Origin of the sequence: Thermococcus sp. MAR1 (assembly GCF_012027305.1) — an archaeon.
Lineage (GTDB): Archaea > Methanobacteriota_B > Thermococci > Thermococcales > Thermococcaceae > Thermococcus.
Genome location: NZ_SNUF01000002.1, coordinates 332,247 through 347,670, shown reverse-complemented (window position 1 = coordinate 347,670; position 15,424 = coordinate 332,247). Strand labels below are relative to the sequence as shown.

Below are 15,424 nucleotides of genomic sequence, written 5' to 3'. Positions count from 1 at the left end.
ATAATGTCCGTTGAAAGCTTCCTTTACAGGCTGGGGGACGCGGTATACTCAATTGGAGGTAGGATCTGGGGGTTTCTGATGCCCTTCCCCTCCGAGCACCCCCCAACATCCAGGTGCCTGAAAAAGGTCGTTAAAAAACCCCTGAGCCCACACGAGCTCCTCAGTCTCAGGCTCCAGCTGGCCTTTCTCAACTATCTTATTATTAATCTAATCCTGCTTTTCCTCAAGCCCAGTCCACTGTGGCTTGTGGGAGTGGCGGTGGTTTACTTCCTCTATCTCCGCTATACCCTGGTCAGGAACCGGGAGTTCTTCATAGACCCCAAGCCATATCAGGCTTTCTACTATGGAATTTCGGCTGTAACCCTGGCCGCGTTCCTTGGCTACACCCTCGTGAGAAGGGTCGCTACCTCGGTTTACTACTACTATAGTTATCTCCTAGTGGTCTTCGCGGCGGTGATGGCGTTCCGCTGGTACTTCAAGGAGAAATACGGGAGGGACTACACTTACGGCGTTGTTGAGGAGATTAAAGGCGACGTCGTCAGGGTCTTTGTCCACGACGACATAGCGGCAAACGTCAAGCCCGGCCACTACTGGGTCGATGCCGTTGAAGACCTCGAAGTAGGCAGGGTAGTGAAGCTCGTGGTGGAAGACAGAAAGCTCAAGGGAGCGGTTCCGGTAAGGATAATAGAGGTCTACCTCACGGATCAGTCCTCCCAGACTCCAACCGAACCAAAGGAAGAAGCCGAGTGAAGCACGAGCAGGTATACCGAATGACAGGGTTCAATCAGGTTGGTTTTTACAAACCCAGCTCCCTCCATTCTTATTTCAAGAGGCTCGACGTTGTGACATTCTGGTATTATAAGTATGGAGTCCCCGTTATCAACGAAGTCGTAGCCAATCCCGCGGCAGATTCGTTCAATGAAGCTTTTGAACTCCTCCCACTGCTCGATTCTGATGCTGTAATATACGGTATGCCCCAAAGTATCACCCACTAGAGTAAGAACTAAAACTTTAAAAAGTTTTTGATTTTGCAATGTTTCTTAGTAACCAAAACGCTTTAACACCTCCTGCCGGAAGAAGATAACGGGATGATGACTGAACCCGTTGCCGATAAAAGATGAGGAGAGAACCGACTAGCTGAGCTCCCCACAGAGTTTCGCGAAGTTGCGGTATATGTCCGCCCCTCGCTCCGTGTGAAAGACCTCGGGATGAAACTGGACACCGTAGATTGGAAGGCTCTCGTGCTTCATGGCCTCGACCGGGCAGGTCTCACTCCTAGCGAGGAGCTTAAAGTTAGGTGGCAACTCCTTTACCTCGTCCATGTGGCTCTCCCACACTTTGAGCCTCTTGGGAAGCCCGCGGAAGATGTCGTTTTCCTCCAGGATCTCCACCTCAACGAGGCTGTACTCGGCCTTTTCACCCCTTCCGACCTTTCCGCCAAAGTGCTTCGCTATCAGCTGGTGACCGAGGCAGATGCCAAGGATTGGAACGTTGAACTCGTCGTAGTGCTCCAAGATAGCGGAGCAGTTGCCGGTCTTCTCGATGTCCGGGCCGCCTGAGAAGATGATGCCTTTCGGCTTCATTGCCTTTATCTCCTCAAGCAGCGTCGTGTTGGGGATTATCTTCGCCTCGACGCCGAGGTATCTCAGAGTCCTCCAAATCCTGTGGACGTATTGACCCCCGTTGTCCATTATAACTATCATTCATCCACCTCCAGGAGTTTGAAGAACTCACCATCCTCCTCAACCAGATAGAAGGCCCTCAGACCAAGGGACTTGGCCAGGTCAGACATCTTTCTATCGTTGGTTATCAAAACCGCATCAAGGTAACGGGCAGTTGCGATGAAGTATATGTCAGACGCCTTGTGATGCGTCTGAAAGGCTACCTCCTTTAAATCCTCCATTATCAGCTCCTCGGGGACCCAGATAACAATTTCCGAGTAGTGGCCTAAAGCCCTCTCAACGGATTTTCGGTCAAAATACCTGGACAGAACGGCCGTGAACTCAACCTCGCCGAGCCTTGGAGCATAGAGTTCAATCACCCCAAGCTGGGCGTTCTCGATAACCCTTTCGGCAATTTCAGTTCGCTTGGGGTAAAAATCCGAGAACAAGTGGAAAACAACTGAAGTGTCAATGACAACCCTCATGTTTCCTCCTCCCGCAGGCGGAGCAGGTAGTCTGTTGGATCCTCCCTGAACTTCTCAGGTGTTACTTCCCGCCTCATCTCCCTTGCCAGTTTGAGGAAGTCATCGCTGTAAACCCTCACCCTGAGCCTCTGGCCCTCCTTCAGCTTGAGGGGCTTGAGGGGTCTCAGCACGCCGTTTTCGTAAATCACTTCGATAATTTCTCCCATACTCTCCACCATGTAAAAATTGGAAACGAAGGTAAATAAGCTTTCACTCAAACTCTATCGTCGCCGGCGGTTTGTTGGTGATGTCGTAGAGCACCCTTCCGACCACGGGAATCTCGCTTGTAATACGGAACGCTATCCTCTGAAGAACCTCGAAGGGGACGTTCATGGCATTGGCGGTCATTCCATCGAGGCTCTCAACGACGCGGACGGCGATAGTTTCCTTGTAGGCCCTTATGTCGCCCTGAACGCCGACGGTCTTCACTCCCAGCAGAACAGCAAAGGCCTGCCAGGGCTTTAGACCGGCCTTCTCGATCTCCTCCTCCACTATGGCATTCGCCTCCCTTACGATGGCCACCTTCTCCGGCGTGACCTCACCGAGAACCCTGACAGCCAATCCCGGCCCAGGGAAGGGCATTCTGTTGTATATCTTCTCCGGCAGGCCGAGTTCCCTCGCTAATTCCCTCACCTCGTCCTTGTAGAGGTCTCTGAGGGGCTCGATGAGCTTGAGGTTGAGCCTCTCCGGCAAACCGCCAACGTTGTGGTGGCTCTTGATTTTGCCCTTACTCTCGATCCAGTCCGGAGCGATTGTGCCCTGAATGAGGAAGTCCGCGTTGATTTCCTTCGCGATTTCTTCAAACACCTCGATAAAAACACGACCAATTATCTTCCTCTTCTCCTCGGGGTCGGTGACACCCTTGAGAGCATTGAAAAAGCGCTCGCTGGCATCGACGTAGTGCAGGTTGAGACCGAACTCGTCGCGGAATGTTTTGACAACGAATTCCGGCTCGTTCTTCCTCATGAAGCCGGTATTGACAAAGACCGCGTGGAGTCTATTGCCTATCGCCTTGTGAGCGAGTATTGCAGCCGTCGAGCTGTCAACGCCGCCGGAGAGCGCTATTATCGCCTTGCTATCTCCAACTGTTTCCCTAATCTCCTCAACCTTCTCCTCGATGAACCTCTCCCACATGAGCACCACCTTTTTGCCAACATTCGGACGTCAATTTATAAACCTATCCGAGCGGGAATTAGACAGTTTCACGTCAAAATTTCGTCGAGCCCCCCTACCTCGACGGCCTGCCTAAGCTCCATAGCTATCCTCCTCCCGGTGCTGACCGGGTAGTCGTAGCGGAGCCAGCTGTAGGGGGAGCCGTGGACGAAAGGGTTCGTCCCAGCGACTATCCTGGCGGAAATCTCGAAGACGACGAACTCAAGCTCCTCGGTGAAGACCCCTTCAAGACAGAAGGGGCCCCATAGACCGCCCATGAGCTTCTCCGCCGCTTCCACAACCCTTTCACCAGCATCGATGATGTTCATCAGCAGGCTCTCGCGGAGGACGAGGGGTATGTTGCCTATCACCGTATAGTTGGTGTTGGGTTCGAGGTCGAGCTGCTCCTTGGCCGGGATCCTGCCTATCGCGTCGGCGTTTGACTCGTAACGCCGGTCAATGCTCATCAGCTCCAGCTCGCGGTTGAGCTTCGAGTAGAAGTAGTGGGGGTAAACCGGAACGCCGAGGACGTACTCCTGAATCTGAACCCCCTTCAGATCCTCTTTGTCCCTGATGTCCAGTCTTTCTGCCTTTCTCCAGAAGTCCTCGGAGCTCTTAGCTAAAAAGTAGCCCCTTCCACCCTTCGCCCCGTGGGGCTTGACTATTACCGGCCCGTCTATGTCGTCCGGGTCATCGTAAACCCTCGGGAGACGGAGTTTAGCTTTCTCAAGCCATCTCCTCTCCAGTGAGCGGTCGCTCTCCCACTTGAGGACTTCTTTGTTTCCGTAGTATGGGACGCGCATCTTCTCGACCAGCTCGATTCCGAGGTGGGCGACGAAGGAGCCGGTAGGAATGACGACGGCGTTCAGCTCAAGCAGCCTCTCCTCCGGATAAGTTCCCTCAATGAAACGGTCAGCCACCGGGAAGTACTTCGTGTAGAGCGGTCTGACCCGGGCTTTTCCGAAGGCCACCGTCTCGAAGCCCTCGTCCTTGGCCCCCTTCAAAATCTGAAGGGCCGAGTGGGAGGCGTAAGTTGAAACCCTCATTCCTCCTCACCCAAAAGCCTCGGTAGGGACTCGTGAACCGCTTTAAGCTCTTCAAGGGGCTTCCGAAAGAGCTCCCTTCCGTCCCAGAGGAAAACGGCTTCACTCCCCCCAGCCCGGCCAATTACCGCGAAGTGCCTGAATAAGGACTTGAGTTCCTCAAGGTTCCCTTCGGGGAAGGCAACTATGTAGCGCCCGTGGCTTTCGCTGAAGGCGACCTCTACCGGATTCGAGGTCTCAGCAGGGACCCTCGCGAGCTCGGCGGTGAAGCCTACCTCCCCGGCTACGGCCATCTCCACCAGAGCCACCGCTATTCCTCCCCTGCTAACATCGTGTACCGCCCTAACAAGGCCTTTCCGTATAGCCCTCAGAATCCCCTCAGCGCTGGCCCTCTCGGCCTCAAGGTCTACACGGGGGACAAAGCCGCCGTCAACCCCAAGAACTCTGTAGAGCTCCGAGCCGCCGAGTTCAGGCTTCGTCATACCCACCACTCCGATGAGGAGGTCCTCCTCGAACTCTCCCTCTGGAATCTCCTCAAGCTTAACCTTTCCGAGGCCAGCAACGACCGGGGTCGGCTTTATCGGCTTGTCAACGACCTCATTGTAGAAGCTCACGTTGCCGCTGACATAGGCCAAACCGAAGGCGTTAGCGGCGTCCGCCAGCCCCTTAATCGTCTCGGCGAAGCTCCAGTAAACCTCAGGCCTCTCCGGGGAGGCGAAGTTGAGGTTGTCCACCAAAGCGAGGGGCTCGGCCCCAACGCTGACGAGGTTCCTTACAACTTCTGCAACTATCCCCATAGCACCGTGATAGGGGTTAAGATAGCAGTGGTTCGGGTTACCATCGGCGACGAAAGCCAAGCCATATTCCTCGTCTATTTTGAGGACTGCAGCATCTCTCCCGGGCTTGAGGACAGTTCTCCCCTGAACCTCGTGGTCGTAGCTTTCCCAGACCCAGCGCTTGCTGAGTATGTTTTCACTGCCCCAGACGAGGCCGAAGGCCTTCTCGAAGGGAACCTTGGGGATTTCAACCGGCCTCTCGGCGCTGTAGGGCTTCATCTCCCACTCTATTGTCGGGACGTCGGTTAGGAGGTCAACCGGTAAGTTCGCGACTTTCTCGCCTTTCCAGTAGACGATGAACCTCGGCTCCCCGATGATTTCACCGACAACCGTCCATTCGAGGCCATACTTTTCAAAAATCCTTCCAAGTTCCTCAACATCACCAGGCTTAACCGCGAAGAGCATCCGCTCCTGGCTCTCGGAAATCATAACCTCGATCGGGGCCATTCCCGGCTCGCGGAGCGGAACCCTGTCGGCGTAGATTACCGCGCCGAAGCCCTTCTTGCCTGCCATCTCGGAGGCGGCGCAGGTCAGACCGCCACCGCCGAGGTCTTTTAGGGCCTTCACCTTATCGGTGTAAACAGCCTCAAGCGTGGCCTCAATCAACAGCTTCTCCATAAAGGGGTCGGGAATCTGGACGGCGGAGCGGTCTTCCTCATCGTTGCCGCTCAGCTCTTCGCTCGCGAATGTAACTCCGTGAATGCCGTCCCTTCCGGTTCTGTTTCCAACGAGGATTAACTTCAGACCCGGTTCCTCAACAAAGCTGTGAACGAGGTGCTCTGGCCTCATTATCCCAACGCAGGCGACGTTTACTAGTGTATAGTTATCCAAGCTCTCATCGAACTCGGTTTCACCTCCAACCGTCGGGACGCCTATCCTGTTGCCGTAGTCGGCTATTCCCTTCACCACGTACTCGAAGAGGTATCTGTTTCTCTCCTTCTCAAGGGGCCCAAAGCGTATGGGGTCGAGCAAAGCAATCGGCCTCGCACCCATGCAGAGTATGTCCCTGACGATTCCACCTACTCCAGTTGCCGCTCCACCGTAGGGTTCCACAGCCGAGGGGTGGTTGTGGCTCTCGATTCCAACGACCACCCACGTTTCGTCGTCGAACTTCACTATCCCGGCGTCCTCGCCGGGGCCCAAAATCACGTGCTCGTTCTCGGTCGGAAGGAGCTTAAGCCAGGGCCTGCTCGACTTGTAGGAGGCGTGCTCGCTCCACATAACTTCGAGCATCGCCTTCTCTGTTTCATTCGGCTCTCTCTTCAAGCGTTCACGGATGAGCTTCTCCTCGTGGGGGAACACAAAATCACCTCCTCGCCCACTCCACCATGCTCCTGAAGAGCTTTAATCCGTCCTCGCTCCCCAGAAAGCGGTCGCTTGCTCTTTCCGGATGGGGCATGGTCCCGAGGACGTTGCCCCTCTCGCTGGCTATCGCCGCTATGTTGAGAACCGAGCCGTTGGGGTTGGCCTTTTCGGTTACGTTGCCCTTTTCGTCGCTGTACTGGAAAACTACCCGGACCATTGACGGGTCATTAACATAGTAGTTCCCCTCCGCGTGGGCTATCGGCATCCTTATGACCTCTCCCGGCCCGTAGAGGGAAGTGAACGGCGTTTGGGTGTCTTCAACGCGGAGATGAACCCATTTGCAAAGGAACCTTGGATTTTTGTTCGGTCTCAAAGCACCGGGCAAAAGGCCAGCCTCAGTGAGGATCTGAAAGCCGTTGCAGATTCCGAGGACGGGCCTTCCCTCGCGTGCAAACTCCTTCACTTCCTCCATTATCTCCTGTCGAGCAGCTATAGCTCCGGCACGAAGGTAATCGGCGTAGCTGAAGCCGCCGGGGAGAACAACTCCATCGAAGTCCTTGAGATTTGCTTTATACCAGACGCGCTCCGCTTTTCCGCCGGCCTTTCTTATGGCCCTCTCGGTCTCGAAGTCGCAGTTGGTTCCCGGAAACACCACCACAGCAAAGCGAACCATCTCAGCTCACCGGCTCGATGCTGTACTCGTAGTCGTGGATGAGCGGGTTAGCGAGGAGCCTTCTGCACATCTCCTCCACTTCCCGCTCTGGCTCTTCGCTCTCCAGTTCGAACTCGAAGTGCTTGGGAACGCGCAGGCTCTCCACCGCATAGCCAAGGTTCCTGAGGGCGTTTCCTATGACCCTCCCTTCCGGGTCGTTGAGGCCTTCCTTGAGGCGAACGATGACGGTAACCTTCCATCTCATTCCTACCACCTCACGTGACCACCTTCTCAAGCTCGTCCAGCTCAAGGGCTCGCTTAATCTCGAGGGCAACCCTCCTCCCTGTGCTCATCGGCCTCCTCCAGAGGGAGTTGCCGTAGGGGTGCCCCACCGCCATGTGGATGTTGGTTCCCCCACCGGTTCTTGGAGCCACGTCGTAGATGTAGAAGTTCAGGTCCTTATCCACGGCCGTCTGGAGCGTGAAGGGCCCGATGATTCCCGGGGAGTAGTACTCCTGGGTAACCTTCACATAGCGCTCGGCCATGTCGAAGACCTTCTCAAGGAGGGACTCCCTAAGGGTTGAAGAGGCGTGACCTGTGACGGTGTATTCCGGCTCAAACTGCCATTCGGGAAGGGTGAGCTGCTGGTGAGCGGGCAGGCGAACGTGGCCGTCCAAACTCGTCTCGAAGCGCCAGTCTATGCCCAAAAGCTCTATCTCCCCATCAATCGGGGAATAGAAGAAGTCGAAGTTGAAGACCGGGCCGATGATGTAGCGCTCGATTCTTGCCTTGGCGAGGTCTTCCTCGGTGATTACACCGAGCTTGATGAGCTTCTCGGCCTTCTCGCGGAACTCCTTGTAGCTTGCTGCCGTGAAAAAGCCGCGCTCAAGCCTCTTCTTGGCATGGGGAAGCTTGACGATGACGAGGCCGACGTCGTCAATCTCTTCTGGTTTAACTGGTTCAGGGTAAGGGAGCCCGGCCCTCTCAAGGATCCAGTAGTAGCTCCTCTCCTCGCTCCTCTCCTCGCTTCTGAGTAAATTTCTGCTCCCGAAGAGAGGAACTCTGAAGTCGTTCTCAACCCTGTCAATGCCAGTGTAGACCACGAAGGAGCGGTTTGGCACGAAGATGACGTTTCTCTTCACAAGCTCATCCTGGACATCAATTATGTGGGCAAACTTCTCAAGGATAAGAACCTCGTCGATGAAGCCCTTGGTCAGGTTGTCCCTCGTCTTCCTCAGCTTGAAGTACTCGGCGTAGGTCCTGTGCCTGCCCCTCTGGGCAACCACCAGGACGGGAAGGCCTTCCTCCTTTGCTCCATCTGCTATGTCCAGCGCGGAGTGGCTCCCTATTACTCCAACGGTGATTTTCTCCGCATCATAGCTTTCGAGAACGCTCAAAATCTCCTCACGGCTTATCATCCGGACCACCTCAGCATGAATTCGGCTCGAAATCCTTTCCGAGCTCTTTCATCAGCTTAATCCTCTTCTCAACGCTCTCCCTCGTTCCAACGTCTCTCCGGTAGAAGAGCTCGCCCTTCACGTGACCGATAGCGCTCTGAGCTATTCCTTCAGCTTCCTCCAGGGTCTCGGCTATTCCAACGACCGCTATAGCGCGGGAGCCGAGGAGCGTGAAGTTCTCGTCAATGGAGGCGTAGTAGAGCTTCGCTCCGGCTTCGGCTATGGCTTCTTCGTTCACCTGAACTTTAACTCCCTTAATTGGGTTCAGGGGATAGCCCTTTGGAGCCAAATATTTGACGACCGTTGCCTTTTTCTCGAATTCTGCCTTTCCGAGGCTACTGTCCACGATCCCCTCGGCTACCCCAAGCAGTCCCGTCCTGAGGAGGGGGAGAACGTTCATTGCCTCCGGATCTCCGAAGCGGGCGTTGTATTCTATGAGAACCGGGCCGTCTTTGCTCAGCATGAACTGGCCGTAGAGGATTCCCTTGTAGGGCGTTCCGTTCTTTCTCATGGCTTTAATCGTCGCTTTGAGCGTCTCAAGGGCCTTTTCGTAGTCCTCGCGAGTCACAAAGGGAAGCAGGTGGCTTGAACACGAGTAACTGCCCATTCCGCCGGTTATCGGCCCCTCATCATCCTCGTAGGCGTGGGGGTAATCCTGTGCGAGGGGCATTGGGATTGCCCTCTTCCCGTCCGTGAAGACTTGGAAGGTGAACTCGACTCCGTCGGTTCTTTCTTCAATCAGAACCTTACCGTCCTTCTTGATCAGCTCCTCAGCGTAGGCCTTGGCCTCCTCGTTGTCCCTCAGCTGATAGCCGACCACCTTAACACCCTTTCCCCCGGTGAGACCGATAGGCTTCACAACGACCGGCCTTCCAAAGTCGCCTATCCAGGAGCGCATCTCGGAAACATCGCTAAAAACCCTGAAGAGCTTCCTGCCGGGAATCTCATATCTCTCCATCAGGGAGCGGGCGAAGGTCTTGTCCGTTTCGAGTTTGGCGGCCTCTTTGGTTGGGCCGACGGCCGGAATCCCGTTCTCTTCGAGCACATCAACGATTCCCTTTTCAAGCGGCGCCTCCGGACCGATGAAGGCCAGCTCGACGCCAAACTTTTCAGCGTAGTTTAAGACCTTCTCGACGTCCGTTTCACTGGCTAAACCGTAGCCCTTCGCGAGCCTGGCCAATCCAGGGTTCCTGTGCTTTGAAACCACGTAAAGTTCCGCGCCACCCCTCACCAGGGCATTTCCAATCGCGTGCTCCCTTCCGCCACCACCAACGAGCAGAACCCTCATGAACTTCACCATTTATTTGTCAAAAACTTAAGTTTTTAAGCTTTGTTTTTACATTAAAATGGCAAAATTTATAAGGGGCAAGGTGAACTCCCTCCGGTGAGGCCCATGAAGGTGCTAGTGGTTATGGGAAGCAAGAGCGACTCCCATATCGCTGAGAAAGTAACCTCAATCCTTGACGAGTTCGGCGTTGGGTATGACGTCGAGGTTGCTTCAGCCCACAGGAATCCGAAAAAAGTCGAGGAGCTAGCCAAAAAGAATTACGAGGTTTTCATAGCGATAGCAGGCCTGAGCGCAGCTTTGCCGGGGGTAATAGCGGCCCACACAGTTAAGCCCGTTATAGGCGTCCCAGTTTCGGCGAAGCTCAACGGCCTCGATGCCCTCTTTAGCATAGCCCAGCTTCCGCCGGGCGTCCCAGTGGCAACAGTCGGTATAGACAACGGGAAGAACGCGGCGTTACTGGCAATTGAGATTCTCGCGGTAAAGAACGAGGAGCTGAAGAGAAAGCTCGAAGAGTACAGGAAAAAGATGCGGGCATGAGCCCGCATCGAGACGATCTCTTATTCGACCCTCACTTTATTTTAGAAACGTCTGATTTAAGCACACATTTTGGAACATTTCAGCCTTTTTAAGCCTTTCCTTCTTTCGTCGAACTATAACAAGATGTTAATCAAATGATGTGTTTTCTCCTCTCGTAATCCTGGGAGTGCCACTCTGAACCCTTGGTCCTAAGCTCGACCATGTGCGCCACCATCTCGGCACGCCTCTTTGCCTCCCCAATGTCTCTATCCCACGCAAGAGCAACTCCAAGCCTCCTTCCAGGGTAAGCCTCCGGCTTGCCGAAGAGCCTCACCGTCGCGTTCGGAACGCTCAGGGCCTTCACCAGACCGCGGAAGCGCGGGGAGTAACCGGAAACGTTGGCCTTGATGACGTGGGTCGCCGCTGGCGTGAGCATCGGAAAGAGCCTGTATCCATCGACCCATTCCCCCGGTATCGGGAGGCCAAGAACTGCCTTCAGGTGGAGGCCAAACTCTGAGAAGCCAGTGGGATGGGATGCAAGCGTAACCATGCCAGTATCGTGGGGCCTCGGGGAGACCTCGTTGGCCCAGACTTTATCGCCCTTGACAAACATCTCGACGCCGAAGAGGCCGAGGCCGCCAAGGACATCGGTGATGCGCTTGGCTATCCTGTAAACCTCGTGTTCGGCCTTTTCGCTTATCTCCGCCGGTTGCCAGCTTGCGTGGTAGTCGCCGTCGATCTGGTAGTGGCCGACCGGCTTCGGGAAGGTCGTGACGATTTCGCCGTTCTCGTCGTAGTGTCTGACAGCTAACTCCGTAATCTCAACTTCGAAGTCAATATGTTCTTCCACGATTATCTTGTCCGCACTACCGCGGGCTTTTTTCTTGGCAACTTCCCAGGCCTTTGGAACATCCTCTGGCCCTTTCACGAAGTAGGAACCCTTTCCGGAGGAGCTCATTATCGCCTTCGTGTGGCAGGGATAGCCTATCTTCTCGCAGGCCTCGTAGAGTTCGTCGAGAGTGGTGGCGTAGGCATATCTCGACGTTGGAACCTTTGCTTCCTTCGCGAGGGTCTCTCTCGTCCTCTCGCGGTGCATGGCTATCCAAGTTGCCCTCGCGTTCGGAACGACGAAGTAACCGTCCTTCTCTAGCTCGAAGAGAGCGTCGAGGTTTATCGCCTCGATCTCTGGGATTATAGCGTCGGGCTTTTCTCTCTCGACGACCGAGAAGAGGAAGTCAGCCTTGCGCATGTCTCCAACGTAGGAGCGGTGGGCGATCTGCATTGCGGGGGCGTTGGCGTAGCGGTCAACGGCGATGACTTCAACGCCAAGCCTCTGGGCCTCGATGGCTATCTCCTTTCCCAGTTCACCGCTTCCGAGGAGGAGTATCTTTTGGGCAGAATCCGTCATGGCGGTTCCGAGCTCGTCTCGGGGCTTGATCATTACCATCACCTCATATTTTGACGTTAAAATGTTAAAAATTCATGATATTTAAGCCTTTTTAAGCATAAATATGGCAAACCTTTTAAGCCCTCGATGGAACTCTCACCGGTGGTGCTCATGCTGACCTATGCTCAGGCCGGAGTCGATGACGAAAAAACCACGAAGGCCCTCAGGGGAATCATGGGCCTCGCGAAGGAGACGTTCAGGTTCAGAAAAGGAAAGCTCGGCGAACCGGCCGAGAACCTCGGCCATTACGCGGCACTGATGGATTTTGACGAGTTCTACCTCGCCATGACGACCGATGGTGTCGGCACAAAGGTTCTTGTAGCGGAAGCCGTCGGCAAGCTCGACACGATAGGGATAGATATGATAGCAATGAACGTGAACGACCTGCTCTGCGTTGGTGCTGAGCCTGTAGCTCTCGTTGACTATCTCGCAGTCAGGGAGCCTGATGAGAGAGTTTTTGAAGAGATAGCCAAGGGGCTCTACGAAGGGGCGAGGCAGGCCGGAATAGCGATAGTCGGCGGAGAGACGGCAGTTATGCCCGACCTCATCAACGGCTTTGATTTAGCCGGAACTGCCATCGGAATAGTCGAGAAGGGGAAGGTCATAACGGGAAAAAGGATAAGGCCGGGGGACGTGGTCATCGGAATTGCCAGCTCGGGGATACACTCCAATGGCCTGACACTGGCCAGGAAGCTCCTCATTCCGAAGTACGGCCTCGACTACGAGTACGGGGGGAGAAAGCTCTGGGAGTGGCTTCTGGAACCGACGAGGATTTATGTGAAGGCGATTCTTGGACTGATTGGGAGTGTCGAGGTTCATGGATTAGCCCACATAACCGGCGGCGGGCTGACCAACCTAAAGCGCCTCACGAACCACGGCTTTTCCCTTGAGATGCCACCCATCGAAGGAATATTTAAGCTCATCCACGAAAACGGTGTCCCCCTGAAGGAGATGTTCAGGGTGTTCAACATGGGGGTCGGATTCATCGCAATAGTCCCGCAGGAAGAGAAGGAAACTGCTCTGGAAGTCCTCAACAAACACTTCGAGAGCTTTGAGCTTGGAACCGTCACCGAAAGACCGGGGATAGTAGTGATGAACTACGGGGTAAAGCTTTAAGCCCCTCCCCAAACTTTTCTTGATGTACTATGGAACTCACAGTAAAAGAGAAAACCTTCCTTGAAAACCTGCCGGAGCTGGTTGAAAAGGCCGTAAGCGAATACGGAATCCGGCTGAGGAAAATAGTGATAGAGGAAGACGAAAAGGGCTGCTACACGGTTCTCATAACCTATGAGAGCGAACTGCCTGTGAGGCGCTCGTAGAGCTCCTCGTAAGCTCTAACGAGATCGCCTTTATCAAACCTGAAGACGTCCTTGTCGAGGCTTCTCTTTGTCTCAGCGTCCCAGAAGCGGCAGGTGTCGGGGCTTATCTCGTCGCCGAGTATAATCTCACCCCTCTCGTTCTTTCCGAACTCCAGCTTGAAGTCCACCAAGATTACCCCGCGCTCGGCGAAGTACTCTCTGAGGATCTCGTTCACCTTGAGGGCTATGCGCTCCATCTCCCTTATCTCATCCTCGCTTATCCCGAGAACCTTTGCGTGGTAGTGGTTTATCATAGGATCGCCGAGGCTGTCGTCCTTGTAGTAGAGCTCGACTATCGGCTCTTTTAATTCGGTTCCCTCCTCAAGGGGAAGGCGCTTCTTCAGGCTCCCCGCTACAACGTTTCTAACCACTACCTCAAGGGGATACATCTTGAGCCTCTCAACGATGAGCCTGTTGTCGCCGGCAACACCTATGAAGTGCGTCTTAACGCCCCTCTCCTCAAGGACTTTGAAGAGAACCGCGCTGATCTGGGCATTGAGCCACCCCTTGCCCTTAAATTGGCCCTTCTTTTTACCATCGAAGGCCGTGGCATCGTCCTTGAACTCCATAATGGCCTTCCCCTCGTCGAGAGGGATAACCTTCTTGGCCTTACCTTCGTAAACCTGCATGGGCTTCACCATTTTTGTGTAAAATTTCTCCATATTTAAGGCTTATTTAAGCATAAAAATGTTAACCAGTGGGCAAAGCTTTTAAACACAAAAAGGCTAAAATATTGCGCCATAATCCATATTTATTAACATGTTTACGTCAAAAACTGGCGGGGTTCCCCCATGAGGGAGAAGTGCGGTGTCTTTGCAACGGTTACCGAGAATGCTCCGAAAAAAGCCTACTACGCACTCATAGCCCTGCAGCACAGGGGACAGGAGAGCGCGGGGATAAGCGTCTGGAAGCATAAGATAAGAACGATAGCTGGTAGGGGGCTCGTTTCGGAGGTCTTCAGGAACGGCAAGATGGCGAAGCTGAAATCCAAGATGGTAATAGCCCACGTCCGCTACTCCACATCGGGCTCCCTCACGGAGACCCAGCCGCTGGAGGCAAGCTGCTGCGGAAAGAGCATCGCGATAGCCCACAACGGAACCCTCACGAATTTCCTCCCCCTCAGGCGGCACTACGAACGGCTGGGAGTTAAGTTCAGGCACTCGGTGGATTCTGAGCTTCTGGGGATTTCATTCCTCTGGCACCTCCACGAGGCCGGCGACGAGTTCGAGGCCATGAAGGCCGTCTTTGATGAAGTTAAGGGAGCCTACTCGGTTGCCTTCCTGTTCGACGGGAAAATTTTAGTTGCGAGGGATCCGGTCGGCTTCAGGCCATTAAGCTACGGAAGTGGAGACGGCCACTACTTCGCCTCCGAGGATTCCGCGTTGAGACTATTCACCGAGGATATAAGGGACGTTCAGCCCGGCGAGGTCTTCCTCCTCTCAGAGGAGAGCGCTGAAAGCAAAGTTTTAGCCAAAGAGAGCCACCATCACTGCGTTTTCGAGTACATATACTTCGCCCGACCGGACAGCACGATAGACGGTGTAAACGTCTATACCGCGAGGGTCAGGATGGGGGAGGAACTGGCAAGGGAAAGCCCCGCCAACGGAGACGTCGTCATAGCAGTTCCTGACTCCGGAAGGGCTTCCGCTTTGGGCTTCTCCAGGGTCAGCGGGATTCCCTACTCAGAAGGTTTGATAAAAAACCGCTACATCGGGAGGACGTTCATAACCCCCGGCCAGTTCTACCGCGAGCTGAAGGTTAAGCTCAAGCTCTCGCCGGTGAGGGAGGTAATAAAAGGTAAAAGCGTCGTTCTTGTCGATGATTCAATCGTTAGAGGAACGACGATGAGAAGAATAGTCACCCTTCTGAGAAACGCTGGGGCTAAAGAGGTGCACGTGAGAATAGCCTCCCCTCCGATAAGGTACCCGTGCTACATGGGGGTGGACATTCCTACCAGGCACGAGCTCATAGCAGCATTTGGAAGCATTGAGAAGGTGAGGGAATCCATAGGGGCCGACAGCCTGGCTTACCTCAGCGTAGATGGGCTGAAAAGGGCCGTCGGGAGAAGCGACCTCTGTATGGCGTGCCTCACGGGGGAGTATCCGGAGTGGGCTTTCAGGTTTTAATCAATGCCAAACTGCTCAATTGAGCTCAGTTCATCAGAACTAACGACTAAAACCGGCCG

Annotated in this window: 18 protein-coding genes; 5 read left to right on the top strand and 13 right to left on the bottom strand. The window is 54.5% G+C overall.

Features of this window, described 5'->3' with window-relative positions; genetic code table 11:
- Window positions 1–3: 3 nt before the first annotated feature.
- Window positions 4–750: a DUF2101 family protein gene (locus E3E25_RS09790; RefSeq protein ID WP_167893063.1), complete on the top strand. Its 747-nt coding sequence runs from the start codon at window positions 4–6 to the stop codon at window positions 748–750.
- On the opposite strand, the gene E3E25_RS09785 is transcribed toward E3E25_RS09790, so the two are convergent.
- The 11 genes from E3E25_RS09785 to purD form a co-directional block, all read right to left on the bottom strand.
- Complete coding sequence (locus E3E25_RS09785; RefSeq protein WP_370456679.1) at window positions 705–992, bottom strand: TonB-dependent receptor; 288 nt, start codon at window positions 990–992, stop codon at window positions 705–707. The genes E3E25_RS09790 and E3E25_RS09785 overlap by 46 nt on opposite strands.
- 141 nt (window positions 993–1,133) lie before the next feature.
- Window positions 1,134–1,703, bottom strand: a complete 570-nt coding sequence (locus E3E25_RS09780) for a GMP synthase subunit A (RefSeq protein ID WP_167893062.1) — start codon at window positions 1,701–1,703, stop codon at window positions 1,134–1,136.
- Complete coding sequence (locus E3E25_RS09775) at window positions 1,700–2,146, bottom strand: type II toxin-antitoxin system VapC family toxin (RefSeq protein ID WP_167893061.1); 447 nt, start codon at window positions 2,144–2,146, stop codon at window positions 1,700–1,702. Before E3E25_RS09775 ends, E3E25_RS09780 begins: the two co-directional genes overlap by 4 nt.
- The gene (locus tag E3E25_RS09770; RefSeq protein WP_167893194.1) at window positions 2,143–2,352 is read right to left on the bottom strand and encodes an antitoxin family protein; all 210 of its coding nucleotides are present in this window, start codon (window positions 2,350–2,352) and stop codon (window positions 2,143–2,145) included. Before E3E25_RS09770 ends, E3E25_RS09775 begins: the two co-directional genes overlap by 4 nt.
- Window positions 2,353–2,395: 43 nt before the next feature.
- Window positions 2,396–3,319 (bottom strand): glutamine-hydrolyzing GMP synthase, encoded by a 924-nt coding sequence (guaA, locus tag E3E25_RS09765; protein WP_167893193.1) that lies wholly within the window; start codon window positions 3,317–3,319, stop codon window positions 2,396–2,398.
- Between the two features lie 68 nt (window positions 3,320–3,387).
- Window positions 3,388–4,383, bottom strand: a complete 996-nt coding sequence (locus E3E25_RS09760) for a formate--phosphoribosylaminoimidazolecarboxamide ligase (protein WP_167893060.1) — start codon at window positions 4,381–4,383, stop codon at window positions 3,388–3,390.
- Window positions 4,380–6,518 carry a phosphoribosylformylglycinamidine synthase subunit PurL gene (purL, locus tag E3E25_RS09755; protein ID WP_167893059.1) on the bottom strand — a complete coding sequence of 713 codons (2,139 nt, stop codon included), beginning with the start codon at window positions 6,516–6,518 and terminating at the stop codon, window positions 4,380–4,382. Before purL ends, E3E25_RS09760 begins: the two co-directional genes overlap by 4 nt.
- Before the next feature lie 4 nt (window positions 6,519–6,522).
- Window positions 6,523–7,194: a phosphoribosylformylglycinamidine synthase I gene (gene purQ / locus E3E25_RS09750; protein WP_167893058.1), complete on the bottom strand. Its 672-nt coding sequence runs from the start codon at window positions 7,192–7,194 to the stop codon at window positions 6,523–6,525.
- Between the two features lies 1 nt (window position 7,195).
- Entirely contained in the window at window positions 7,196–7,438 is a 243-nt protein-coding gene (gene purS, locus E3E25_RS09745) for a phosphoribosylformylglycinamidine synthase subunit PurS (protein ID WP_167893057.1), read from the bottom strand.
- 10 nt (window positions 7,439–7,448) lie between these two features.
- Window positions 7,449–8,591 carry a formate--phosphoribosylaminoimidazolecarboxamide ligase family protein gene (locus E3E25_RS09740; protein WP_167893056.1) on the bottom strand — a complete coding sequence of 381 codons (1,143 nt, stop codon included), beginning with the start codon at window positions 8,589–8,591 and terminating at the stop codon, window positions 7,449–7,451.
- A 10-nt stretch (window positions 8,592–8,601) separates the two neighbouring features.
- Window positions 8,602–9,918, bottom strand: coding sequence for a phosphoribosylamine--glycine ligase (gene purD, locus E3E25_RS09735; protein ID WP_167893192.1), 1,317 nt, complete (start codon window positions 9,916–9,918; stop codon window positions 8,602–8,604).
- Window positions 9,919–10,023: 105 nt separating this feature from the next.
- Here purD and purE point away from each other — a divergent pair, with 105 nt between their 5' ends.
- Window positions 10,024–10,455 carry a 5-(carboxyamino)imidazole ribonucleotide mutase gene (gene purE, locus E3E25_RS09730; RefSeq protein ID WP_167893191.1) on the top strand — a complete coding sequence of 144 codons (432 nt, stop codon included), beginning with the start codon at window positions 10,024–10,026 and terminating at the stop codon, window positions 10,453–10,455.
- A gap of 130 nt (window positions 10,456–10,585) precedes the next feature.
- On the opposite strand, the gene purT is transcribed toward purE, so the two are convergent.
- On the bottom strand, window positions 10,586–11,875 hold the full coding sequence (gene purT, locus E3E25_RS09725; protein ID WP_167893190.1) for a phosphoribosylglycinamide formyltransferase 2: 1,290 nt from the start codon (window positions 11,873–11,875) through the stop codon (window positions 10,586–10,588).
- Between the two features lie 117 nt (window positions 11,876–11,992).
- Between purT and purM the strand changes: the two genes are divergently transcribed.
- Together purM and E3E25_RS09715 are read left to right on the top strand one after the other, a co-directional pair.
- Window positions 11,993–12,997 (top strand): phosphoribosylformylglycinamidine cyclo-ligase, encoded by a 1,005-nt coding sequence (purM, locus tag E3E25_RS09720; protein ID WP_167893189.1) that lies wholly within the window; start codon window positions 11,993–11,995, stop codon window positions 12,995–12,997.
- A gap of 29 nt (window positions 12,998–13,026) precedes the next feature.
- On the top strand, window positions 13,027–13,200 hold the full coding sequence (locus E3E25_RS09715; protein WP_167893055.1) for a hypothetical protein: 174 nt from the start codon (window positions 13,027–13,029) through the stop codon (window positions 13,198–13,200).
- Here the strand turns inward: E3E25_RS09715 and purC are convergent.
- Complete coding sequence (purC, locus tag E3E25_RS09710; protein WP_304940870.1) at window positions 13,167–13,868, bottom strand: phosphoribosylaminoimidazolesuccinocarboxamide synthase; 702 nt, start codon at window positions 13,866–13,868, stop codon at window positions 13,167–13,169. The genes E3E25_RS09715 and purC overlap by 34 nt on opposite strands.
- Before the next feature lie 162 nt (window positions 13,869–14,030).
- Between purC and purF the strand changes: the two genes are divergently transcribed.
- Window positions 14,031–15,365 (top strand): amidophosphoribosyltransferase, encoded by a 1,335-nt coding sequence (gene purF / locus E3E25_RS09705; protein WP_167893053.1) that lies wholly within the window; start codon window positions 14,031–14,033, stop codon window positions 15,363–15,365.
- Window positions 15,366–15,424: the final 59 nt, after the last annotated feature.